The organism is Oscillibacter sp., from assembly GCF_032018205.1.
Lineage (GTDB): Bacteria > Bacillota > Clostridia > Oscillospirales > Oscillospiraceae > Oscillibacter.
On the sequence record NZ_DALZOY010000008.1, the window covers coordinates 80834 to 104011 of the forward strand.

A 23178-nucleotide genomic window follows, 5' to 3' on the forward strand; every position below is an offset into this window, starting at 1 on the left:
ATAGTCTATGGACATGAGAGAGCAGCGCTTCGGCATTGAGATAGAGATGACCGGCGTGACCCGCGAACAGGCGGCAAAGGTTGCTGCGGAATACTTCGGGACCGACAGCCACTATGACGGAACATTTTATAATACCTACTCTGCTTTGGATTCGCAGGGACGGAAGTGGAAGTTTATGAGCGACGCCAGCATCACGCCCCAGCGTAAATCCGGGCGTCAAACCATATCAGCTTCGGATGAATACAAAACCGAGATGGTCAGCCCGATCTGCCGCTGGGAGGATATCGAAACTGTGCAGGAGCTGATCCGCAAGCTGCGTGACGCCGGTGCCATTACAAACTCCAGCTGCGGCATCCATGTGCATGTGGATGCCTCCCCCTTTGATGCCAATACCCTGCGAAACATCACCAACATCATGGCTGCCAAGGAGGATATGATCTACAAGGCACTGCAGGTAACCGTAGCCAGACAGCACCGCTGGTGCAAGCCGGTGGACAATCGTTTTCTAGAAGAACTCAATCGCCGCAGACCCAAATCGCTGGAGCAGGTCAGCCGTATCTGGTATGACGGAGAGGATGGCCGCCACGAGCATTATCACGATAGTCGTTATCATTGCCTTAACCTCCATAGTGTGTTCCAGAAAGGTACGGTAGAGTTCCGTTTATTCAACAGCACCACCCATGCCGGTAAGATTAAGTCATATATTCAGCTGTGTATGGCAATTTCCGCACAAGCCCTGAATCAGAAGTGCGCCAGCCGTACAAAGACCCAAAGCACCAATGAAAAATATACCTTTCGCACCTGGCTTCTGCGCCTTGGACTCATCGGGGATGAATTTAAGACGGCAAGGCTTCACCTGCTGGAACATTTGGATGGCTGTATTGCGTGGAAGAACCCTGCACAGGCTCAGCAGCAAAAGGAACGATTAAGGCAGAAAAAAGAAAAGGCTCTGGAGGAAGCAGCACATACACTATCACCGCAATTAGAGCAAACAATTGAAAATGAGCAGGAACAGGCCGGGGTTGATGAGCAAAGCCCCGGCCTTTCTATGTCAATGTAAAAGGAGGTATTCGAATATGAAAAATGAAACCCTGTATATTGCCTATGGCAGTAACCTAAATCTGCCACAGATGTCTTTTCGGTGCCCTACTGCCAAGGTGGTGGGGGTAAGCGAAATCAAGGACTATGAACTATTATTCCGCGGCAGTCGGAGCAGTGCTGTTGCAACGGTGGAACCTCTTGCGGGGTCCAGCGTTCCTGTGCTTCTGTGGAAGGTTCGCCCCAAGGATGAGCTTGCACTTGACCGTTATGAGGGTTACCCGAATTTTTACCGCAAGGAGCTGTTTCCCGTGGAGCTTGGCGGCCGATCTGTTAATGCCATGGTGTATGTGATGAATGACGGTCATCCGCTGGGTGCGCCGTCAGATTACTATCTTAACACGATTCTGGAAGGCTACAAATCCGCAGGCTTTGATTCGGATTTTCTGGAACAGGCGGTGGAAAAGTCTATTCGTCTGGCACAGGAACAGCAGGAAGCCGAGCCGGAACAGGGCAATTTGTTTGGGCAGAGATGGTGGTAAAAAACAAGCCGTACCTTTCGGTACGACCTGTTCTACTTCTCTTCCTTCTGCATTGCTTCCATAGTTGCGTACAGAATGCGCAACTGGCTTTCATTGCATTGTCGCATACGCCGCTCGGTTTTGCGAAAGACTTCATCCTCTCGTTCCGGGAAGAACAGAGCATCCAGCGAAAGGTTCAATGCCTGAACAAGACGATATAGCAAATCAATGGAAGGCTTACGGTGTTCACTCTCAATATGCTTTAAGTGTGTGGGGGTGATGCCAACCAGTTCGGACAGTGCTTCGTGGGTATAGTGCTGCTCCAGCCGTGCCGCACGGATCGCAGCGCCCAACGCCCCCTTTTCTAATTTAGTTTCCATCTCTATCAGCTCCTTTATTTATTAGCTTATAGTTTCCTGTTCTACTTGAAAATAAACTATAAGAGAATTATAATATCTCTTACAGCTAACTAAAAGAAATAAGAATGGAGGAAACGAAAGAATGACATCAAAGGAAAAAGCAAAGTTGATCAAGCAAGCAGGGCGGCTATACCTGCTGGGACACACGGTGGAAAAGCACAGAAGCGAGCTGCGCAGACTGGTAGAAGGAAAGGTACCCTATGATTCTCCGCAGATGGCAGAAGCTCTTGCAAAATTTGAAGAGGCGGACAGCGAATGGAAGCGTCTGGAGCAGGAGCATTTAGACTTTCGCAGCCGGCTTGGTATGAAACAAGATCAATTAATTGAATGAGAAAAACACATATGCCCTCCAGGAATTCTCCGGAGGGCATATGTGTTTGAAAGGAGGTTATCCATGGCAGATCCTGCAACTATCACACTTGCAGTCAAAGCGGCAATTGCGGCCGCCTCTGATAAACGAACATGGAAAGCGGTGGGTGTTCTCATCGCTACCATATTAACGCCCTTTATTCTAATTATCGTCATGATCACAAGTCTTTTGTCAGGAACCGCGAACCACAACAATGCCGCTGTTGCACTTTCCTTTCACGGTGGCGTTATATCCGGACAGGTGCCGGAGGACTATCGGCAGTACATTGAGGACATGCGACAAAGCTTCTCAGAGCTGGACACGGCAATCTCAGAAATCACTCCCCTGATAGAGGATGGAAGTCTTGACTCCACACAGGTCAAGGCCATTTTTTATGCTCTGTATTTCGGCGCAGATTCCCTGCGTGGGATGGATTACCAGGTATTTGCGGACTGCTTCGTCCGTTATGAAGAACGAACCCGCACCTGGACAGACGAGGATAAAGTGGAGCATAAGGAGACCTATACCGTAGCGGTTCCCCTTACCTCCCTGCCGGAAATTTATGCAAGACTGGAAGAAACGCTTGGTCTGTTTATTTCCTACGAGAAGCAGGCGAATGCATCAGAAATCTATTACCGGGCATTGCATGGAACTGGCGCACCCGGTGAAGGCGATGGTTTTGACCAGTGGGCAGACTGGCTGCCGGACCAGCTCTCTGGTCTGACCTATGATTTGCCTGTGGGTGAGACTGGAGCTGGGGCTGTTCAGCTTGCACTGTCCCGTCTGGGAGATCCCTATTCACAGGAGCGTCGTGGGCAGGGCGATTATACGGACTGCAGCTATTTGGTGCAGTGGGTATACCGCCAGTTGGGAGTTAAGCTCCCCGGTACCGCTGCCGAGCAAGGTAAATACTGTGTGAACAATGGACTTACCATTTCAAAGTCCAACCTGGCACCTGGTGATCTGGTGTTCTGGAGCCATAAGGTAAATGGACGTTATCTCAATATTACCCATGTCGGCATCTATGCAGGTGATGGCAAGGTAGTAGATGCCTCCTCCTCTCAAGGACAGGTGGTATACCGGAATTTGTTTGATGCAGATAAGCAGGTGCTGTATGCAAGACCCTATGTTGAAAATAAAGCTCAGGCATCTTCCTCTGGTTTGCACTCCCCGTTGGGAAACGGCTGGCGCTCCATGGTCACTTCGGAGTTTGGCGGAAGAACAGATCCCATCACCGGAGCATGGTCGGGACATTCCGGACTTGACCTGGGGGCGTCTAAGGGGACTCCGATCCGTGCAACTGCCGCTGGAACCGTACAGACGGTTAGCTATGGCAGCACCGGATACGGATATTATTTGACCATTGACCATGGCGGAGGAGTGGTCACTCTGTACGGACATTGTTCGGACTTGCTTGTTACGCAAGGACAGACGGTAAAGGCCGGGGAAATTGTGGCGAAGGTGGGCTCAACCGGACGAAGCACCGGGAACCATCTGCATTTTGAGGTGCGGATAAACGAAACGGCCCAAAACCCAAGAAGCTATCTGCCATAGGCAGAAAAGAAAGGAGTACGCTATGTTGAAGCTACAGGCAATATTTGAACGAAAGGTATCAGAGTTCCCCTTAAGGGAGTGTGTGATTGAAAAGGCAGTGGAGCTTCCGGAAGCGGAATACACCCGTTTCCGTTCCGGGTTGCTTCGGGACGCTCCCTTTATTTCAGAGAGTACCGATTCCATGTACATGGAGAAAAACGGAACATACCATTGTCTTCTGGTGTTGGGAGAAAACCAATCTGATGGTGTTCTTGTTGAAGCAGAGGGATTTGGCTATGCCAGGTATTCCAGTTATCTTCCGGGGGCAAGAGATTATCTGACCACCCAATTAAACGAGCTTGCGAACCAGATTATTCGGGAAGGTACTCAAAGCACCTCCAATGGCACATGGGCCATTTATTTTGATGAGATACAAGAGCAGTACGGTGTGAATCTAAAGGACAGTGAATACATCAGCACGTTGCTCTGTGACCTTCTCTCGGTTCGGCAGGAAATGGCTGAAATTGAACCATTGGAGGACGGTCTCGACATGACCTTCTATCTGGATTACTGCCCAAATCTGGAGAATGACACTTTGAGTGAAGTGGAGGCAGGAGATCAAACCCTGCGCTTAAAGGAGCTGATCCGTGTACCCTTTGAAAACCTCCATCTTGTGCATCACGAGGTGGATATGGACCCTTCCACCATTGTATATCTTGACTCTGCCACCTTGACAGAGGAAGGAAAACAGGCATGGGAAGATGTGCTGAATGCACAGGTGCTTAGAGTGTTTCACGGAATTTATGGCATGCAGGCGGAGTGTGCGGGAGTATCCTCTCAGCGCCTGACTGAATTCGCCCGGATGCTTGCAGGGGATTGTCCCTGTGAGGATTATGACCGCTGGGTCAGAGAGCCGGAGGATACTCCCGGCATGGAACTGAAATTGTAAAAGAAGGAGGAATTAACCCATGAGTACAACCGAATTGAAGCTGTCCTTTCCAACGGAAAAGCTGGAAGCCCTCCGCTTTTTCATGGATAAAAAGGAGCTTACCATTGAACAGGAGCTGCAGGATTATCTGGATAAAACCTATGAAAAGGCAGTTCCGGCGCAGGTGCGGGAATATGTGGAGAGCCGCATGGAGCAGACGCCCGTGTCACAGGAAACACAGGGGTCTCCCCCGGTTAGAGAACGTCCGGTACGCCAAAGCCGCCGCCAGCGGGAGCAGACTGCTGCAGAGTCTCAAATGGACGCTCCCCCTCAAGAAGAACCCTCGGAGGATTCGCCACAGGAAAATCAGTCAATGAACATGAGTATGTAACAACAGAAAAAGAACAAGGAGGTGTTAGCCATGATTAAGCTTGGCATAGACAACGGAAATTACAATACAAAATCCTCGGAGGGGATTCTTTATGCCTCTGGCTTTGCAGTCAGCGACCGGGAATTCATTACACCGGAAATGCAGCTGTTCTATGAAGGCAGCTATTACGCGATTGGAGAACGTCGCCTGCGCTTTCAACAGGATAAAAGCAGAGAGCAGGATACATTTATTCTTACCCTGCCGGCCATTGCGGAAGCCATGAAGCGCATGGGTGTGAGCAGTACCGACATTATGCTGGGTGTGGGGCTTCCCATTGACAGCTACGGCACACAAAAGGAGGCATTCCGCCGGTATTTTCTGCGGGAAAATGTCTCCTTTGTGTTCGAGGGGAGACCTTACCAGTGCCGTATTACAGACTGTAAGGTGTTCGCACAGGGACATGCGGCGTTGTGCCGCTATTATCCTCAGCTGAAGGAATACCGCAGCATTACCCTCGTTGATATCGGTGGTTATACGGTGGATGTTCTTACCGTCCATAATTTCAGACTGGATAGATCCAGCTGTGCCAGCCTTCGGATGGGAACCATCACCTTATACAGCCGCATTCAGGATGCCCTTCAACGAAGCGGCATCCTGCTTTCAGACACCTTAATAACTGATGCTATCCAGGGCAATATTCAGCATATTGCCAGCAGGCAGATCGAAGAAACTGTCGAGCAAGAAGTATCGGCCTACTGCAAAGAGCTGTTTAATGCACTCCGGGAACGGGGGCTTGATCTGCGGCTCCCCACTGTGTTTGCGGGCGGCGGTGCTGAACTTCTGGAATCCCGGCTGCGCGGGGATGGACTCAATACTGTGGCGGTGCTTAACCGGTTTGCAAATGCAGACGGGTACAAGCTCCTTCTGGGTTAGGAATATGCGCAAGCGTTACTATCTGTCCTTTGACATGGACGATCCCAGACACCGGGAGGCGGAGCGGCTGTTCACGCAGCAGGCCAGCCGCCAGCGCACAGAATTTGTGGTGTCCAGTATTCTCGCCTTAGAGCAAAATGTTCAGCTGGAACAAGTGGTGCGGCAGGCTGTTCGGGAAGAACTGAATCAGCTCCGGGTAACAGTCCCTTCTTCGACAAATGTGCCGGAGGCCGCTGTGCATCTGGAAGAGCTCCCTGACAGCCTGATCCACGCGTTGGAGGAATTGTAGCGGCTCCACTTCCCTGCCTAATACCTGTTAAGGTAAAAATAACTTGCACCAATTTGGCACAGTTTTTCGGTATGGGTGTAAACGGTATGCACCAACTTAGCTCACTTATTTATTCAAGAATTCTATGAAAAGGAGATGTTATCAATGAAAACAGCGGTAATTTCTGTTTGTTACAGCACAGAAAGGCTGGAGGCCCTCTGGCAGTATCGGACAGAAGCAGAGCTGCAGGAAGGACTGGAATCGGTGCTTCCCGCGCTTTATGAAAAGTATGTTCCCTCCGATGTGCGGGAACGAATTGAAGCAGCGGTGGAAGGCGGCGCGTAGTGTGAGTGCTGCCTCTTTTTTTCTCTGAGGTTCGCGCTGCGAAAATCAGTGTGTGGATGAAAGGAGGATCAAAACGAAAAGGTCTTTCTATCCCGGATTGAGAGTATCTGTGAATTCGGCTCTTAAGAATCCTCGCAGGGCGAAGAGCAGGTACCTGGCATGAATCTTAAACTCTGAAATGACAGGAGGATTGAAATGGGTGACGTATCAATCGAGCTTTGGCTCAATAAATACCAATATACCGCACTGTCGGATGTCCTTTATGAAAAAGGCACTGACATAAAAGCTATCATGCAGCAAAAGCTGGTGGAACTATATATACAAACTGTTCCCGAGCAGGAGCGAATTGAAATTGAGAACCGGATCAATGCAGAACGCCTTGCTGCTGAGCAGCGCGCACAGGAGATGCGACGGTTTTCCGTATACCATGTGACAGAAAACGGCGACAGCCATTGCTTCGAATCGGATTATTGCTTGGAGCTGATGCAGCTGGCGTTGTTGGTAAGCAGATACCAGCGCGGTGAGCTAAAATATCAGCCGGAGAGCTTTACAGCCCTGTTCCGGAATTCTGTTTCCATCAACGCCGTACAGTTTGAAGAAAACGTGAAAAAGCGGATGGACAATACCGGTCGGATTACCGGCGTGTTTGACATTGACTTTGACCGGCAAATGATTTCCGGAGTCAATATCATGGATGGTTGGAAGGCTTACTCCATGAAGGACACCGGCACTGCAGCCTATTATGCCTACCGTGCCAATTATCTTCCGGAGGATAAGCGCTGGCCTATTTTTCTTGAACGTCTCGAAGGCCGTGAGCTGACACAGCCGGCTCCACTGATCACGGCAGGCTGCCGCAAGCTGAAGGGAGGTGATATCTCCTTTTCAGACGAGATCATGGAAACGGATGGGCGCCTCAATTTTTATATCAATGTCCCCTTCAATGTGGACGAGATATTCGGAACTCATGTGGAAACAGCGAATAACGATGACTGGATCAATGTCTACGCTAACTATGATATCGTTCATGGACAGGTGTGTGATACCCTGGACATTGTCTTAAATCGTGGGGATGGCTCCTGCGAAGAGCTGGCCTATCAGCTGGATGATCATGAAAAGGAGCTTTTGCTGAGCAAAATGCAGGACTACTGCATGAAGCAGGAGGGTATGACGCTGGAGGATTACAGCCTCCAGCTGCAGGAGGAATCCGAGCCGCTGACAGGCACAAGCAATCAGCAGATGTAGATACGCCACGTTGCCGCCCGTGTGCCCCTGTGTTGCGTTCTTCCGGCTGGGGTGGCAGCGTTACACCATAAGAGAGCTGTAGCCCCTGTTGAAGCCGTGTGCGCACAAGCTTGACGGCTGGCGAAACAAGGAAAGTCGTGGTGAACCATGGGGTCGAAAACGATGCGGGTTAAAGGAGCGGGGTCGTAAACGCCCCGCTCCGGCTCACATCTCCCCGCAATGCGGGGAGAAAAGCGGTTTTTCATCGGGGTCGTAAAAACACCCAAGGAGTTGTCTTCGGGGTTGTAAGGAAAACAGAATACCGATAAAGGCAGGAAATAAAGACTTTTCATAGGTGTTGCAACAGGTGTTGCAGCTCTTTTTTGATAGAAATGGAGGTTTGCTATGTCAGAAGAAAAAATCAAAAAGAAGTTCCCTTTGTGGATGTATCCGGAAACCAGACAGCTGGTGGCAGACTGGTACAAAAGAGATAACTGCCAGAGCCAGAGTGAATTCATTGAAAAGGCGATTAAATTCTACTGCGGTTATATCTCAGCAGAGGAAGGTGTCCGGTTCCTTCCTGCCGCCATCACCTCGGCCATGACCGGCATGGTGGATGGTCTGGAAAACCGTATGGCACGGCTTACCTTCAAGCTGGCGGTGGAGATGAGCATGATGATGAATATCCTCGCCGTCAATGCAGATTACGATGAAAACACATTGCGCAAGCTCCGCGGCAAATGTGTGGAGGACGTGAAACGGTCAGTGGGTTCTGTGACCTTTGAGGATGTTGTGAGCTTCCAGAAGCGGGAAAGGCGTGACTGATTATGCCACGAATTATCTTTAAATGCCGCTACTTAAAAAATGCAGCGGCCCATGCGGAAAATCTGGTTACCTATGTTGCCACACGGGATGGTGTAGAGAAGCTTCCGGAGCGGATGCGAAACCGTCATGCCACGAATAAGCAAAAGCTGCTGGTATCAGATATTTTGGAGCAGTTTCCGGATTCCACCGGGCTGTTCGAGTATGAGGATTATCTGGCGAAGCCTACCATGGAAAATGCCTCTGAATTTATCTCCGCTGCTCTGGATCAGAATCTTGACCAACTGGCACACAAGGAAGTCTATGTCAACTATATCGCCACCCGTCCTCATGCTGAACGACTGGATACCCATGGTCTGTTCTCCGATGAGGATATTCCGCTGGTGTTGTCACAGACAGCGAAGGAGGTAGCGGAACATACCGGAAACATCTGGACGCCCATCATATCTTTGCGGCGGGAAGACGCCGCCCGGCTGGGGTACGACAATGCCGCCGCATGGATGGCGCTGCTGCGTAAGCAGCGAAATGTCTTTGCCCAGCAGATGAAAATCGAACCGGAGAACCTGCGGTGGTATGCGGCCTATCACGATGAGGGACATCACCCTCACTGCCATATGATTGTGTATTCGGTTGATCCCCGTGAGGGCTTTGTAACGAAGCCGGGCATTGAAGCCATGCGGAGCAGTCTGGCACGGGAAATCTTTCAGCAGGATCTGCTGCAGATTTATGCAGAGCAGACAGAGCGTAGAAATGCGCTGACATCGCAGAGCCGGGATGCCCTGCAGGTACTTCTGGTACAAATGCAGACTGGTGCCTGTGACAATCCCGTGCTGGAGGAACTACTTTCACAGCTGGCAGAACGTCTTCGGCACACCACCGGCAAAAAGCAGTATGGCTATCTAAAAGCACCGGTTAAGGAACTGGTGAACCGCATCGTGGATGAACTGGCACAGGAAGAACGTGTGGCAGCGGCTTACGGCCAATGGTGCGAGCTTCGCAATGAGGTACTGCGTACTTACAGGGATGAGCTTCCGCCACCACTCCCTCTTTCTCAGCAAAAGGAATTTAAACAGATAAAGAATATGGTAATTGCGGAAGCAGTCCGGCTGGGCAATCAGGAGTTCTCCTTTGAGGGAGATGATCAGGATGAACTTATCATGGAGGAAACGATCATTCCGGAGGATCTCGAAATGATGTCAGATGCGGTGCCTGACGAGGAATTGAATGAGGAAGCAGAAGACTTGCAGTCCGGGTTTGACAACGATCAGGACTTCGAATCGACCACGGGACATTCCGGCAGTGCGGATACAGCGTCATCCAGCGGGAAGCCACATATCGCATGGAACAGCCGCTATAATCAGGCCCGAGCCTTCCTATACGGCAGTGATCTTTTAGAGCCGGACTTTGAACAGGCCCTTGCCCTGTTCCTGCTGGAAGCGGAGGACGGCAATGCACTTGCGATGCATGACCTGGGAAGAATGTGCACAGACGGTCTGGGTACAGAGATGGAAGCAGATACTGCCTTTGACTGGTACGGAAAGGCCCTTGCCGCGTTTCTGGCGATTGAAGCCAAAAAGGAACATCGCTATGTAGAATACCGTATCGGTAAGCTGTATGCAGCGGGACTTGGCACGGAGCAGAACTACGCAGAAGCGGCAGACTGGTTTCAGCAAGCGGCTTCCAAAGGTCACAAATACGCCCAATACTCCCTTGGCGGTTTGTATTACCGGGGACAGGGCGTGGAGCAGGATTTTCAGACTGCATTCAGCCTGTACCAACGCTCCGCTGCGCAGGGAATGCCCTATGCGGATTATGAGCTGGCAAAGATGTATCGGGACGGAGTTGGAACAGCGCCAAACGCTGACGAGGCGGAACTGCACTTTGAGGCCGCCTTCCAGGGCTTTTTGCAGATGGAACGGCAAAGTCGTGATGACAAGCTGCAATACCGCCTTGGACAGATACTTTACACCGGAACCGGAACAGAAAAAGATGTGGACGAGGCTCTTCGCTATTTTGAAAAATCTGCCCGGCTGGGGAATGTCCATGCACAATATATGCTGGGAAAAATTTATCTGGATGCGGACAGCGGGCATTTTAACGCGGAGAAAGCCATCCAGTGGCTCATAAAATCAGCGGATAACGGCAATGCACTGGCACAGTATGCTCTCGGAAAGCTTTTCCGGGACGGAAATCATGTGGAAAAGGATATATCAAAAGCAATTGCGCTTTTTACACTGGCAGCAGAGCCGGATAATTCCTACGCCGCCTATGCGCTGGGAAAGCTCTATCTGCTGGGAGATGACACACCCAAGGATATAGATGCCGCATTAAAGTGGCTGACAAAATCTGCTGACCTTGGCAACCAATTTGCGCAGTATGCGCTTGGGAAGCTGTACATGACTGGCGAGGATGTGCCAAAGAACATTTCCAAGGCGCTGGAACTGTTTCAAAAGTCAGCGGAGCAAGGCAATCAATATGCACAGTACCAGCTCGGTAAGCTTTATCTGAAAGGAGAGGATGTTCCAAAAAACATGGAAGATGCCATTCGTTGGCTGACCGCTGCTGCCCAACAGGAAAATCAATATGCGCAGTACCAGCTTGGGAAGCTGTATCTGCTTGGCGAAGATGTTACTAAGAATATAGAAGTTGCCATACGCTGGCTGACCGCTTCGGCGGAACAAGGTAACCAGTATGCGCAATACGCCCTCGGTAAACTTTATCTGCTGGGACGGGATACCCCCCGTGACCGGGAGACCGCTGTGAGGTGGCTCACCCTTTCTGCGGAACAGGGTAATCAATATGCACAGTTTTTTCTTGACCATCTGGACTCGTTCCGCGACCCTTCCCTATTTCTGGCTGTCACCCGGCTCTTACATCATGCCAGCCGGATATTTCAGGAAGAAGCCAGAAGACTGCCAGGTGTTCCCGGTATGCACACGGACAGCAAACTGCGCAGAAAGCTTCGACAGAAAAAGATCGCCCAGGGCCATGCTCCGGACGATCACGAACAAAAATTCACAGCCTATTAAATATGAAGGAGGTTTCCATGCGAAAACAATCTCATGGGCAGACGAAACAGCTGCCCTCCATGCAGCAAAAACAATTGTATCCCAAGCCGTCCGTTCATCAGCGGGCGGCGTTTTTTTGTTCGCCCAGCATGGGCGAACTCTTACAGGTGAAAGTCCTGAGCATACCCTACGTAGTGGGAAGTGTATAGCCAAAAGCAAGGGTGTCCATCGTGAGGTGGAATCTGAAGGAAGCTGGAGGCAAACCTCTGGTCCGACGTACAGAAATCACATATAAGGCTTTTCTCCGAAGGATAAGCTTGCAAAACAGAGTGAAGTCCAATAACTACGACATTTGTAGGAGAGAGTAAATGTGGCGGATAGATGGAGGGAAGGAGTTCGTTCTTAACTGGGGAGGTCTCACATGTTACACCAAAGGCTTGCAGTGATGTAAGAATGATGTGTGAGAAGTCAGCAGAAGCCGTAGTAGTGATGAAAGCTGGTGAAAGCCAGAAGGAGCGAAGGGCTGAACAATCTTATCAGTTACTAAAATCGTGATTGCGTATCATTGCAACATCAGGTGTATATAGCATTCTACTGAAAAGTATGGCGATGGCAAAGATACCACGAGAAGAATGGAGGTAACGAACGTGAAAACTGATAACCTATTAGAGCAGATACTGAGTTCAGAAAATTTGAATGAAGCATTCCTGCAAGTCAAACGCAACAAAGGTGCAGAGGGAGTAGACGGAATGAAAGTCGGAGAACTCGGAGAACACTTAAAAGCGAATGGCGAAGTAATCAAGGAGCAGATAAGAGCCAGAAAGTATAAACCACAGCCGGTAAGACGGGTAGAAATACCAAAACCGGACGGAGGTATCAGGAACTTAGGTGTTCCCACAGTAACAGACCGATTTATTCAACAGGCGATAGCGCAAGTGCTGACGCCAATCTATGAGGAACAGTTCAGTGAAAGCAGTTATGGATTCAGACCAGGCAGATGTGCAGAAATGGCAATCATCAAAGGCCTTGAGCTGATGAATGAAGGTTATACGTGGATAGTAGATATGGACTTAGAAAAGTTTTTCGACAACGTAAATCACGATAAGCTAATGAACATCGTCTCTAAAACAGTTAAAGATCGGGATGTTATATCGTTAATTAGAAAGTACCTTGTAAGTGGAGTAATGATTGATGACGAATATAAGGAAACAATAATAGGAACACCACAAGGTGGAAACCTATCCCCATTACTAAGTAACATAATGCTCAATGAACTTGATAAAGAACTCGAAGAAAGGAACTTACCCTTTGTAAGATATGCAGACGACTGCATCATTCTGACAAAGAGTGAAAAAGCCGCAAACCGAGTGATGGTAAGTGTAACAAAGTTCTTGGAAGAAAAGCTGGGATTAAGAGTTAATGTAAGCAAGAGTAAGGTGGATAGACCTAATGGAATAAAATACTTAGGTTTTGGTTTCTACTGGGATGTATATAGCCATCAGTTCAAGGCAAAACCACACCAGATGTCAGTAAATAAGTTAAAGGAAAAGTTGAAACAGTTGACATCAAGAAAGTGGGGAGTCAGTACAACACACCGAGTTATAAAACTGAAACAGTTAATAGTAGGCTGGGTAAATTATTTTAAAATAAGTCAGATGAAAAAGCTGTGTATAAAGCTAGATAAACATATCAGATACCGCTTACGTATGTGTATATGGAAGCAATGGAAAAAAGTGAAAACAAGATATAAAAACCTTAGGAAACTTGGGTTAAAGCATCATGAAGCAATTCGATGGGCGAATACCAGATTGGGATATGCCCGTGTCGCTAATTCACCGATTCTGAGCACAACTATTTCGAACGAAAGATTAAAAAGATTCGGTCTAGTATCACTACTAGACCAATATCAGCTAGTTCACGTTTAGTTATAAGATTGAAACGCCGTATACGAGAACCGTACGTACGGTGTTGTGAGAGGACGGTAGGTGAAATAATCATCTACCTCCTACTCGATTGTGTCCGCCATGGGCACATGCGCTGCGGGAAACGCAAGCGATAAAGGAGGTGCTTTGGCATGGCATATGTGTATTTTACTGATGAACAAAAGCAGCGGGCCAATGCAGTGGATCTGGTGGACTTCCTCCAGCGGCAAGGCGAGCAGTTGGTTCGCTCCGGCCGGGAATATCGCTGGAAGCGGTATGACAGTGTTACTGTGCGGGGCAACGAATGGTTCCGTCATTCCCGCAAGGAGGGCGGCCGCGCCATTGACTTTGTTCAGCAATTCTACGATATGAGCTTCCCCGATGCAGTCTCTTTTCTGCTTGGTGGGGAATCCGGTGTGGAATGGAACCAGACAGAGAAGAGTGCCCCTCCGCCTCGTAAGGAATTTGCATTGCCGGAGGAAAACCCGGACATGCGGAGGGTTTTCGCCTATCTCATCAAGCAGCGTTTCATTGACCGGGACGTCCTGTCCCATTTTGCACACAAAAAGCTCATCTATGAGGATAAGCAGTATCATAACGCCGTGTTTGTAGGGCTGGATGAGAATGCAGTTGCCAGGCACGCCCATAAACGAGGTACTTATACGCAGGGTGAGCCTTACAAGGGAAATGTGGAGGGCAGTGATCCCTGTTATAGCTTCCACTGGATCGGGGAAAGTGACACCCTCTATGTCTTTGAAGCTCCGGTGGATATGCTGTCCTTTATTACCCTGAACAAGCAGGACTGGAAGCAACACAGCTATGTGACGCTGGATGGTGTATCGGAGCATGCCCTGCTGCGCCAACTGGAGCTGCATCCACATCTGAAAAACCCGGTGCTGTGTCTGGACCATGACGCGGCAGGGATTGAAGCCACTGGCCGACTCAAGGATATTCTCTGCGAGAAGAATTATTACGATCCTGCCTATATGGACATTTCCGTTCTCAGATCGGAGTTTAAGGACTGGAATGAGGACTTAAAGGCTCTTCATGGCATCGATCCCATTCCGGCACAAGAACATCCGAAGCTGGTGCTTCTGCCACAGATGTGTTCGGCAGTGCTGGAGGTTTGTCGAATGCAGTCTGTAAATCAGGACGCCAATGCCCGCCTGCTGAATGAATGTGAACAGCTGGCGCCCCTGTTGCGCTCAGATAGTCTCCAGCGAAACGTATTAGAGGAACAATGCGGCCAGACAGTGGCTTGTGCTTTGATTTCCATTCAGAACACCTGCCGGCAGATGGAAATTCCGGTATCCATGGAGCGTGTAGCAGGCTGGCTGCAGGCGGAATACAAGCCTCATGAAGATCGGGGCTGGCTGCGCTCCAAAGCGGAGGATATTCGAATTGCCGTGAGGGATGTGTCCAGCCGCATCCGTACTCCTGGTATCCGCACGGCAGACGAACAGAAGCTTTTTATGCGTTCCTGCCTTACACTGGCTCTTAGCTGTATGAAAGCGCAAATGTTCATCGTGCTGGAAGCGCAGGAGCAAGCACCCAGGCAGGAGCAAACTGTAAATTTTACCATGACGATGTGAAGGAGGGATGACTGTGCAAACATCGCAACTTGTAACGCTGCTTGCTGCCGGACTGACCATGTTCGGTGTGATCGGCTTTTTATCACTGCTTGCTCACTATTATACCTTAAACGGTATCAAGTCAAAAACCGTGGGTGATGGTCAGCATGGTACAGCAAGATGGGCCACCAAAAAGGAAATACAAACAGTATACACGGCAGTTCGGTATGAGCCGGAAAAATGGCGGAAGGGAGAGAATCTCCCGACGGCACAAGGGTTAATTGTGGGCTGGCAAAAGGCATCCCTATTCGATAAAACGGCTCCACACGGCTATGCGTTAGTGGATGACGATGATGTCCACTGTCTGATGATCGGTGCTGCAGGTGTCGGGAAGACTGCTAATTTTCTCTATCCCAACCTGGAGTATGCCTGTGCTTCCGGTATGAGCTTTATCACTACCGATACAAAGGGTGACCTTTACCGCAACTATGCGGGTATTGCCAAGGATTACTACGGCTACCAGGTGTCAGTCATTGATCTTAGAAATCCCACCCGCTCAGACGGAAACAATCTGCTTCATCTGGTAAACCGCTATATGGATTTATACCTTGCCCATCCAGAGAGTCTGGCGTATAAGGCCAGAGCAGAGAAGTATGCAAAAATAACCGCCAAGACCATCATCAGCTCCGGCGGCTTTGACAGCTCTGCCGCTGGACAGAATGCATTCTTTTATGATGCCGCAGAAGGACTCTTAACCTCTGTCATCCTGCTGATTGCGGAATACTGTGAACCGAAAGAGCGGCATATCGTGTCTGTGTTTAAGCTCATTCAAGATCTGTTAGCCCCCAGCGGTGTCAAGGGCCGAACACTGTTCCAGATGTTGTTGGCACACCTACCGGACGATCATAAAACAAAGTGGTTTGCCGGCGCCGCTCTAAACAGCGCAGAGCAAGCTATGCAGAGTGTCCTGTCCACGGCTCTGTCCCGGCTTAACGCCTTCCTGGACTCAGAGCTGGAACAGATACTGTGCTTTGATACAGCTATTGACGCAGAAAAGTTCTGTAAGCAGAAAAGTGCAGTTTTCCTTGTTATGCCGGAGGAAGATAACACAAAGTATTTTATCATCAGCTTAATTGTACAGCAGCTCTACCGTGAAATTCTTTCGGTAGCAGATGAGTATGGAGGTAAGCTCCCAAACCGTATCATGATGTTTTTGGATGAGATCGGAACCATACCAAAAATTGAGTCTGCAGAAATGATGTTCTCGGCCAGCCGCTCCCGCCGCGTGTCCATTGTCGCCATCATCCAGAGCTTTGCCCAGCTAGAGAAAAACTACGGAAAAGAAGGTGCCGCCATCATTATCGATAACTGTCAGGATACCGTATTCGGCGGATTTGCTCCTAACAGTGAATCGGCGCAGATTTTATCGAAGGCTCTCGGCAGTCAGACCGTTATGAGCGGTTCCGTCAGTCGGGGAAAGAACGATCCCAGCCAGTCCCTGCAGATGATTGAAAGACCACTAATGACACCAGATGAGCTGAAATCCATGCCAAAAGGAAGATTTGTTGTAACAAAGACCGGAACCTGCCCCATGCGAACCCGGCTAAAACTGTTCCTAGAATGGGGCATCACCTTTGGTCAGGCTTATGAAATTAAAGAGCAAGCTGCAAGAAAGGTAGCCTATGCCGACCGTCGCAAGGTTGAGGAAGAAATTATCCGGCGCAATGCTTCCTTTGAACCGGAGCCGGAGGAAACAGAGTATACATCGCCTCCTTCGGCAGGAATGGCACATACTCCGGCTCCCCCCATTAATCTGGAACCCATGGAGCAGAAGCAAAGGCCAGGGAGGTGAACCTGTGGCTTATTTTACATCAGTATACAACTCAGAGCTGCCGCATCGGGCAAAATCCGTCTATATGTATTTGCATGACAGGGCTGATAGGGATGGTAAATGTTATCCGGCTATTGGTACCATTGCCAGGGAACTGAACTTATCCCGCAGCACAGTAAAACGAGCCCTTACCGACTTGGAAATACAAGGTTATCTTCGCAAGGAACAGCGGTGGAGGGAAAATGGTGGCAAGAGCAGCAATCTCTATTTTTTGATTGCCCAGACGCAGTAATAAGAAAAAGGCAGACTGTTCCGCCAAGGAGCAGGTCTGCCTTTTGGGTGGACTGTGGCAGGGGTCACGATGAACCATGAAGGTTAAGCCCCCCACTCTAAAAGATCTAAACTCCAGAAAAAGAACATAGGAGTTATATGGATAATTGCTGAGTGAAGCGTTGCATCTATGCAGGATAAAGAACATCGCAGGAAGGTGGCTTGAGTGATTGCTTGTTTTTCTGAAAGTTCAGTTTGTTAATTTCTGAAGCAGAAACGGGTAGACGTAGTTACGGCATTATAAAACTTTGCATACATGCACTCATTCGATTGCATGTCCGTATTGAAATATCTCATCCGGAGATAGCTCAATGACATGACATGGGCTTGCGCAAGCCGGAAACAAAGTATCATATTGCCTGACTGAGATATCAATATAAACAGAAACAGCATCAGGAATAGCGAAGGTAGATACGCTGCCCAATCCCCGCATTGCCTGCCATAACCAACATCATACACCAATCTTCTTTGCGCAGAGTCAGGGTTTTTGCTATTCTTGAAGGTGCAACGCCAATGGTTTGTGCCGCTTCCTCGACTGTGGCGCAAGAATCACTGAATTCTTTGATTCGGTCACTTATACCAAGATTAAAAAATATTCTTTTACAATTTAAACTGTCATAACAACCTCCGTAGATTTATGATTTTAATATTTTACCGCAAGGCAGTTGCAGCAGCAAAAGTCTGCAGATTTGTTCGGCGTAGCTAGAAAGCCTGGGTGGAATAAAAACAGAAGAGGATAACGCCATTTGGCTATTCAGCAAAAGGTGGTTCATTTGCTATGGCACGAAGAATATCTCCCGCGACATCTACTTGCTCCTCAGTTCCGGATATACCAATCCAGCAGCAGCCCTCGGCACCTTTAATTCCTCCCGCTGCAATGAGCTCTGCAGAAACGCCGGTTAATAATTTGATCGCTTCTAATTCTGTAATAATGGTACCGCTAACTGGCAACATCCGTAAACCAGTGGAAGTCGGATCATTTAATTTGGCAGCGATTTCCCCGATGTTTCCGAATATCCGTTTTTCCAAGCCTACCGGAATAACCAGTTCTGTGCGCCTTCCGACAACAGCGGGCAGTATTGCTGCGCTGGTACCAAGGGCAGGATTACCAATTTGAATACCTGCCAGTTTTCTCTCAGGATCTACAGCATTGGCACCTTTTAAAATGATGTCATGCTGCCCTAAGAACGAAGCGACATCAAAAATTGTCTTCCCTTTTTGCCAAATTCCTTTTTCAATAACAATATCGGATTCGGAGTAATTTCCAGCTGTCGCTTTTTTATCAGGGCCCAAGTTAATGCCTCGCATAAACGACGCTTTTGAAAAATCTCCCGCTTGTCCAATTCCAGACAGAAGCTCTTCTGCAATGTACCCGTTGGTACTTCCTGAAATGATGACAATCGTGTGGTTCTCCAGTGCATCCTTGATTTGCGGTAACGACACGACAGCCTTAGCAATCAGTCGTTTACCTGCGGGTATTGTGAGCATATACTGTTTCATATCTTAATCTCCTTTATGTTTTTTCTAATAAGGATTTCCATCGTAATATTTTTATCAAAGCTTTGACTTAAAAACTTAGCTAAATATTGCTACAATTTGTTTTTAATGTTTATTGCAAATAAAATCCTTGTCAGTTAATTTTTCATTCTATCTTAGGTTGATATATTTGTTGTTTTTCTCAGTAATGGATTTATCTACAGGTAACGATCAGTTCATCATATTTCAATTCTGTAATAATTAAGCAGGAATAGCTAGTCATATCAACAGCAAGAGTAGGGGTGTTAATAAATTATTTAATGGCTATTTTGTAATGCATAAATCTATAAATGCTTGCATAAGTGGACTAATCCATTTGTTCTTATGATAACCGCATACAGCAGAGATTTGTGCACCGGATAAATCTGTTGGGATTTCCACCAATTCACCGCTGTCAAGTTCTTCTTGAACGGAAAATCTGGGGAGAAAGGATATGCCTACAGTGCTCTTAACTAAATTTTTAATTGTAGGAATACTCCATAATTCAATTGTGTGGTCAAGAAGAATAGATTTTTCACATATGTACCGTTCAAAAATCTGCCTAAAAATACAATTAGGTTCATTGATGATGAAAGATACAGGAATTTGTTGGTCAGGAGTGATAAAATCCGGATAGATTTCCTTTGTTTCAGGAGAAGCAACTAATATGACTGGAAATATTCCCATTGGCTGGGTTATTAAATTAGAACCATACCCACCTACGTCTTCATAAAAGATCCCTATATCAAGAGTTCCATTTATAAGCTCGTCGCGAATGTCATAGCAGTTCATGGAGCGAAGGAATAGACGAGCATTAGGAACTTGCTGATGAAATTCCTTAAGAATTGGCGGCATTTTATAACATAACTGTGTTTCTGCAATTCCTATATGTAAATCGCCTTGACATTCTGCTAAGTCATTTTCAAAGTAGCGCATTCTGTTGATAGATGTAAGAACATCATCTACATATGGTAAAAGCTGCTTCCCAGCTTTCGTCAATACCATTCGCCGACCGATTTTTTCAAACAGTTTTGTTGATAATTCTTGTTCCATCTGTCCCATCTGAAACGTAATAGTAGACTGCGTATAATTAAGTTTTGCTGCTGCTTTTATGAAACTGCCTTCCTCCACAATTGTCTTAAATGTATTAAGATATTTGAGATCCAAAGTCATCACCTCGCTAATTGTTCAGAAATATCGAATTCTAAATTCAAATATTTCAATTTGAATGAACTTTATTTAAATGTTATCATAGCACTGTGAGGACATAAATGCAACAGCGCATTTCTGAATTTAATGTCTTAAAATGCTGTATACATACAGTAAATTTTGCTTTTGGAGGGTACATATTATGAATTTCTCATCTTTTTTTTCTTACACATTTTTAACAGCCTATACGCCTGGGCCCAATAACATTATGTCTATGACGAATGCTGGGCGCGATGGCTTTAAGCGCTCTATTCCGTTTTTTTTTGGAATTTTTTCTGGGTTTATTATAGTAATGTCAGCCTGTGCCGCCTTTTCTACGTTGTTGTACGAGTATATTCCCTCCATTAAGCCGGCAATGATTTATATAGGAGCGGCTTACATTCTTTATTTAGCATGGACAGTATGGAGGGACAAGCCACATAAAAGTAACGGCATAACGCATGCTAATTCTTTTTTATCGGGAATGCTCCTCCAATTTGTTAATGTAAAAATCATACTGTATGGAATTACTGCAATGTCATCATACGTTTTGCCACATTACCACGATATAGCTACAATTGAGATGTTTGCATTATTGCTTGCAGTGATTGGCACCTCAGGCTGTCTTTGCTGGGCTGTATTTGGTGCAGTTTTTGAAAAATTATTTAACAAATATCGAAAAACTATTAATGCAATTATGGCCTTATTGTTAGTATATTGTGCCGTTTCATTATTTTTATAAAAACAGGAGACACTCCATTATAGCAAATGAGACAACGCCTTAGAGATAGCATTAATTTGCTTAATGGGTGAGACAATGGTCAAGGAAGGTATGAATCTAGCATGGAGATAGCACAGTTAATACGTCAAAAAGCTCTTAAGCTTGGTTATGAAAAATGCGGCATTATTCCCGTCGGTATGATGTCTGAATATGAGAACAAATTGAATGAACGGACGCAAAAGATACCGGAGTCGCAGCTCTTCTATCAAGGACAGCAGCGTCTTGTAAAATTTAAAGAGGAGTTTCCTTGGGCAAAATCTGTTGTAGTCTTGACGGTACCATATTCGAAATATCATGTTCCAGAATCAATGAGTGGGCATATTGCAAAAAAGTATTTATTAGATACCCGCATTGATGAAAATACAAAAGAATATCAAAATAGTGTGGAATTGGAGCAATATATAAGAGCTCTTGGGATGCGAACTTCCACCAACCGAAAGTTCGGTTTAGTTGGGCTGCGCTGGGCAGCTATGCAGGCCGGGCTTGGTATTATCAGGAGAAATAATTTTTTCTACACCGAATCTGGCTCGTATATTAGTATCGAAGCATTTTTGACTGATTATGAAATGAAACTGGTTGAAGAGCAGAAACTTTCCCCTTGCCCCAATAACTGTGACCGCTGTATTAAGGCTTGTCCTACCGAATCGCTGTGCGAAGCGTATACGATGAATCCATTGAAATGTGTTTCTTTTTTAACGACCTTTGGGGGAAGAGATCTTTTAAAAGATTCTTTAGCCACGCAATTTGGGGAGTGGATTTACGGCTGCGATGTTTGTCAAGATGTATGCCCGATGAATCGTGGAAAATGGATAGGAAAAGAGAAATTTCCTCAATTAGAAGCGCTGTCAGACATTTTAACTGCAGAAAGCATTTTAAAAATAGATGAGAAAACCTACAAAGAGAAAGTTCAACCCAAATTTTTTTACCTTACTCCAGATGAGCTATGGAAATGGCAGGTAAATGCACTAAACTTTATGGATAATCACTTTGATAAAAAATATAGGTCCTCTATTATAGAATCCTGTAATAGCAGCTACTCCAAAGTGCGGGAAATGGCAACTGCCATATGCATCAAAAGAGGACTTAAATAGAATTATTAGAATTTATTATAAATGTAATTGTATAAACTATTTTCATTTCATAAAAATTAATAATGTGTTAATGCGTTTATTGGAGGGAACTATTATGGCTGATAAAATACGAGTTGGTATATTAGGTGCTACTGGTACCGTGGGACAAAGATTTGTATCTTTGCTTTCTAATCATCCATGGTTTGAAATTTCTGCGCTAGCTGCCAGTGAACGATCTGCTGGAAAAACGTATCAGGAAGCTTTGAGAGGACGTTGGAGCATGGACACACCTCTATCGGAGCGGTTAAAATCTATGAATATCTATAATATTTATGATATAGATTGTATTTCCAATCAGGTGGATTTTGTGTTCAGTGCTGTTAGTATGCCAAAGGAAGAAATTAAAGTAATTGAAGAAGAATATGCAAAACATGAAACACCTGTTGTTTCTAATAACAGCGCTCATAGATGGACGGCAGATGTGCCGATGATTTTACCGGAAGTTAATCCGCATCATTGTGAATTAATTATAAAACAGAGAGAGCGACTAGGCACACAGCGGGGATTTATTGTTGTAAAACCAAATTGCTCTATTCAAAGTTATACCCCTGTATTAACAGCATGGAGAGAATTTGAACCATTTGAAGCGGTGGTGACAACATATCAGGCAATTTCCGGGGCGGGTAAAAATTTTAATACGTGGCCTGAAATGATTGAGAATATAAATCCGTTTATCCCAGGTGAAGAAGAAAAAAGCGAACAAGAGCCTTTGCGGATATGGGGCGGTATTGAAAACGGATTAATTGTGCCAGCAAGGGAGCCGAGAATTACTTGTCAGTGTATTCGCGTTCCTGTTTTGTATGGACATACTGCTGCAGTATTTCTTAAATTTCGCAATAAACCAACAAAGGAGCAATTAATTAATAAGCTCTTGGAATTCAAAGGTGAGCCGCAACTCATGAATTTGCCCAGCGCACCAAAACAGTTTATTCAATACCTCTATGACGAGAATCGACCGCAAATTAATTTAGATGTAAACTACGAAAATGGTATGGGAATAAGCGTTGGAAGAATCCGCCCAGATAGTATATACGACTGGAAATTCGTTGGACTTTCCCATAACACCTTACGTGGTGCAGCTGGGGGCTCTGTTTTATGTGCTGAACTACTTACGATGAAAGGCCTCATTGGAAAGCATTGAGATAAAAATAACTT

General features: G+C 46.8%; 23 protein-coding genes. 19 read left to right on the forward strand and 4 right to left on the reverse strand.

Annotation, left to right across the window (positions count from 1 at the left end; all coding sequences use genetic code 11):
• Window positions 1-7 precede the first annotated feature (7 nt).
• Together RTU96_RS08050 and RTU96_RS08055 are read left to right on the forward strand one after the other, a co-directional pair.
• On the forward strand, window positions 8-1060 hold the full coding sequence (locus RTU96_RS08050; protein WP_154527368.1) for an amidoligase family protein: 1053 nt from the start codon (window positions 8-10) through the stop codon (window positions 1058-1060).
• Window positions 1061-1076: 16 nt separating this feature from the next.
• Complete coding sequence (locus tag RTU96_RS08055; RefSeq protein WP_154527370.1) at window positions 1077-1580, forward strand: gamma-glutamylcyclotransferase family protein; 504 nt, start codon at window positions 1077-1079, stop codon at window positions 1578-1580.
• A 32-nt stretch (window positions 1581-1612) separates the two neighbouring features.
• On the opposite strand, the gene RTU96_RS08060 is transcribed toward RTU96_RS08055, so the two are convergent.
• Window positions 1613-1939, reverse strand: a complete 327-nt coding sequence (locus RTU96_RS08060; protein ID WP_154527372.1) for a helix-turn-helix transcriptional regulator — start codon at window positions 1937-1939, stop codon at window positions 1613-1615.
• 121 nt (window positions 1940-2060) lie between these two features.
• On the opposite strand from RTU96_RS08060, the gene RTU96_RS08065 reads away from it, so the two are divergent.
• The 14 genes from RTU96_RS08065 to RTU96_RS08130 all read left to right on the forward strand — a co-directional run bounded on the left by RTU96_RS08065 (window position 2061) and on the right by RTU96_RS08130 (window position 17371).
• A complete protein-coding gene (locus tag RTU96_RS08065; RefSeq protein WP_024345866.1) occupies window positions 2061-2309 on the forward strand; it encodes a hypothetical protein in 249 nt (82 codons plus the stop codon).
• 63 nt (window positions 2310-2372) lie between these two features.
• Window positions 2373-3881 (forward strand): peptidoglycan DD-metalloendopeptidase family protein, encoded by a 1509-nt coding sequence (locus tag RTU96_RS08070; RefSeq protein WP_024345865.1) that lies wholly within the window; start codon window positions 2373-2375, stop codon window positions 3879-3881.
• 82 nt (window positions 3882-3963) lie between these two features.
• Complete coding sequence (locus RTU96_RS08075) at window positions 3964-4809, forward strand: DUF6329 domain-containing protein (protein ID WP_312636037.1); 846 nt, start codon at window positions 3964-3966, stop codon at window positions 4807-4809.
• Between the two features lie 19 nt (window positions 4810-4828).
• Window positions 4829-5179, forward strand: a complete 351-nt coding sequence (locus RTU96_RS08080) for a DUF6103 family protein (RefSeq protein WP_024345863.1) — start codon at window positions 4829-4831, stop codon at window positions 5177-5179.
• A 30-nt stretch (window positions 5180-5209) separates the two neighbouring features.
• Window positions 5210-6091, forward strand: a complete 882-nt coding sequence (locus RTU96_RS08085) for a ParM/StbA family protein (protein WP_024345862.1) — start codon at window positions 5210-5212, stop codon at window positions 6089-6091.
• Between the two features lie 4 nt (window positions 6092-6095).
• Window positions 6096-6380 (forward strand): hypothetical protein, encoded by a 285-nt coding sequence (locus RTU96_RS08090; RefSeq protein ID WP_029695029.1) that lies wholly within the window; start codon window positions 6096-6098, stop codon window positions 6378-6380.
• Window positions 6381-6524: 144 nt separating this feature from the next.
• Entirely contained in the window at window positions 6525-6704 is a 180-nt protein-coding gene (locus tag RTU96_RS08095) for a DUF6103 family protein (protein WP_024345860.1), read from the forward strand.
• Between the two features lie 195 nt (window positions 6705-6899).
• On the forward strand, window positions 6900-7946 hold the full coding sequence (locus RTU96_RS08100; protein WP_024345859.1) for a hypothetical protein: 1047 nt from the start codon (window positions 6900-6902) through the stop codon (window positions 7944-7946).
• A 384-nt stretch (window positions 7947-8330) separates the two neighbouring features.
• Entirely contained in the window at window positions 8331-8750 is a 420-nt protein-coding gene (locus tag RTU96_RS08105; RefSeq protein ID WP_024345858.1) for a hypothetical protein, read from the forward strand.
• 2 nt (window positions 8751-8752) lie between these two features.
• Entirely contained in the window at window positions 8753-11776 is a 3024-nt protein-coding gene (gene mobP3, locus RTU96_RS08110) for a MobP3 family relaxase (protein ID WP_312636039.1), read from the forward strand.
• A gap of 626 nt (window positions 11777-12402) precedes the next feature.
• Complete coding sequence (gene ltrA / locus RTU96_RS08115) at window positions 12403-13680, forward strand: group II intron reverse transcriptase/maturase (protein ID WP_312636041.1); 1278 nt, start codon at window positions 12403-12405, stop codon at window positions 13678-13680.
• A gap of 149 nt (window positions 13681-13829) precedes the next feature.
• Entirely contained in the window at window positions 13830-15269 is a 1440-nt protein-coding gene (locus RTU96_RS08120; protein WP_024345856.1) for a DUF3991 domain-containing protein, read from the forward strand.
• Between the two features lie 13 nt (window positions 15270-15282).
• Window positions 15283-17100 (forward strand): VirD4-like conjugal transfer protein, CD1115 family, encoded by a 1818-nt coding sequence (locus RTU96_RS08125; protein WP_024345855.1) that lies wholly within the window; start codon window positions 15283-15285, stop codon window positions 17098-17100.
• Window positions 17101-17104: 4 nt separating this feature from the next.
• Window positions 17105-17371 (forward strand): helix-turn-helix domain-containing protein, encoded by a 267-nt coding sequence (locus tag RTU96_RS08130; protein WP_024345854.1) that lies wholly within the window; start codon window positions 17105-17107, stop codon window positions 17369-17371.
• A gap of 430 nt (window positions 17372-17801) precedes the next feature.
• Here RTU96_RS08130 and RTU96_RS14760 read toward each other — a convergent pair whose 3' ends face one another.
• From RTU96_RS14760 to RTU96_RS08140, 3 genes are all read right to left on the reverse strand, one after another.
• The gene (locus RTU96_RS14760) at window positions 17802-18044 is read right to left on the reverse strand and encodes a YbaK/EbsC family protein (protein WP_353655286.1); all 243 of its coding nucleotides are present in this window, start codon (window positions 18042-18044) and stop codon (window positions 17802-17804) included.
• 115 nt (window positions 18045-18159) lie between these two features.
• Entirely contained in the window at window positions 18160-18909 is a 750-nt protein-coding gene (locus RTU96_RS08135; protein ID WP_024345853.1) for a hypothetical protein, read from the reverse strand.
• A gap of 300 nt (window positions 18910-19209) precedes the next feature.
• Window positions 19210-20091 carry a LysR family transcriptional regulator gene (locus RTU96_RS08140; protein ID WP_024345852.1) on the reverse strand — a complete coding sequence of 294 codons (882 nt, stop codon included), beginning with the start codon at window positions 20089-20091 and terminating at the stop codon, window positions 19210-19212.
• A gap of 184 nt (window positions 20092-20275) precedes the next feature.
• Between RTU96_RS08140 and RTU96_RS08145 the strand changes: the two genes are divergently transcribed.
• The 3 genes from RTU96_RS08145 (at window position 20276) to asd (ending at window position 23164) form a co-directional block, all read left to right on the forward strand.
• On the forward strand, window positions 20276-20854 hold the full coding sequence (locus RTU96_RS08145) for a LysE family transporter (RefSeq protein WP_029695028.1): 579 nt from the start codon (window positions 20276-20278) through the stop codon (window positions 20852-20854).
• 101 nt (window positions 20855-20955) lie between these two features.
• Window positions 20956-21984, forward strand: coding sequence for an epoxyqueuosine reductase (locus RTU96_RS08150; protein ID WP_024345850.1), 1029 nt, complete (start codon window positions 20956-20958; stop codon window positions 21982-21984).
• 94 nt (window positions 21985-22078) lie between these two features.
• On the forward strand, window positions 22079-23164 hold the full coding sequence (asd, locus tag RTU96_RS08155) for an aspartate-semialdehyde dehydrogenase (protein ID WP_024345849.1): 1086 nt from the start codon (window positions 22079-22081) through the stop codon (window positions 23162-23164).
• The last annotated feature ends 14 nt before the right edge of the window (window positions 23165-23178 follow it).

What these genes read in the sequence shown, in the direction of transcription:
- RTU96_RS08050 (WP_154527368.1), top strand. Translation starts at nt 8, where the DNA reads ATGGACATGAGAGAGCAGCGCTTCGGCATTGAGATAGAGATGACCGGC.
- RTU96_RS08055 (WP_154527370.1), top strand. Translation starts at nt 1,077, where the DNA reads ATGAAAAATGAAACCCTGTATATTGCCTATGGCAGTAACCTAAATCTG.
- RTU96_RS08060 (WP_154527372.1), bottom strand. Translation starts at nt 1,939, where the DNA reads ATGGAAACTAAATTAGAAAAGGGGGCGTTGGGCGCTGCGATCCGTGCG.
- RTU96_RS08065 (WP_024345866.1), top strand. Translation starts at nt 2,061, where the DNA reads ATGACATCAAAGGAAAAAGCAAAGTTGATCAAGCAAGCAGGGCGGCTA.
- RTU96_RS08070 (WP_024345865.1), top strand. Translation starts at nt 2,373, where the DNA reads ATGGCAGATCCTGCAACTATCACACTTGCAGTCAAAGCGGCAATTGCG.
- RTU96_RS08080 (WP_024345863.1), top strand. Translation starts at nt 4,829, where the DNA reads ATGAGTACAACCGAATTGAAGCTGTCCTTTCCAACGGAAAAGCTGGAA.
- RTU96_RS08085 (WP_024345862.1), top strand. Translation starts at nt 5,210, where the DNA reads ATGATTAAGCTTGGCATAGACAACGGAAATTACAATACAAAATCCTCG.
- RTU96_RS08090 (WP_029695029.1), top strand. Translation starts at nt 6,096, where the DNA reads ATGCGCAAGCGTTACTATCTGTCCTTTGACATGGACGATCCCAGACAC.
- RTU96_RS08095 (WP_024345860.1), top strand. Translation starts at nt 6,525, where the DNA reads ATGAAAACAGCGGTAATTTCTGTTTGTTACAGCACAGAAAGGCTGGAG.
- RTU96_RS08100 (WP_024345859.1), top strand. Translation starts at nt 6,900, where the DNA reads ATGGGTGACGTATCAATCGAGCTTTGGCTCAATAAATACCAATATACC.
- RTU96_RS08105 (WP_024345858.1), top strand. Translation starts at nt 8,331, where the DNA reads ATGTCAGAAGAAAAAATCAAAAAGAAGTTCCCTTTGTGGATGTATCCG.
- mobP3 (WP_312636039.1), top strand. Translation starts at nt 8,753, where the DNA reads ATGCCACGAATTATCTTTAAATGCCGCTACTTAAAAAATGCAGCGGCC.
- RTU96_RS08120 (WP_024345856.1), top strand. Translation starts at nt 13,830, where the DNA reads ATGGCATATGTGTATTTTACTGATGAACAAAAGCAGCGGGCCAATGCA.
- RTU96_RS08135 (WP_024345853.1), bottom strand. Translation starts at nt 18,909, where the DNA reads ATGAAACAGTATATGCTCACAATACCCGCAGGTAAACGACTGATTGCT.
- RTU96_RS08145 (WP_029695028.1), top strand. Translation starts at nt 20,276, where the DNA reads ATGAATTTCTCATCTTTTTTTTCTTACACATTTTTAACAGCCTATACG.
- RTU96_RS08150 (WP_024345850.1), top strand. Translation starts at nt 20,956, where the DNA reads ATGGAGATAGCACAGTTAATACGTCAAAAAGCTCTTAAGCTTGGTTAT.
- asd (WP_024345849.1), top strand. Translation starts at nt 22,079, where the DNA reads ATGGCTGATAAAATACGAGTTGGTATATTAGGTGCTACTGGTACCGTG.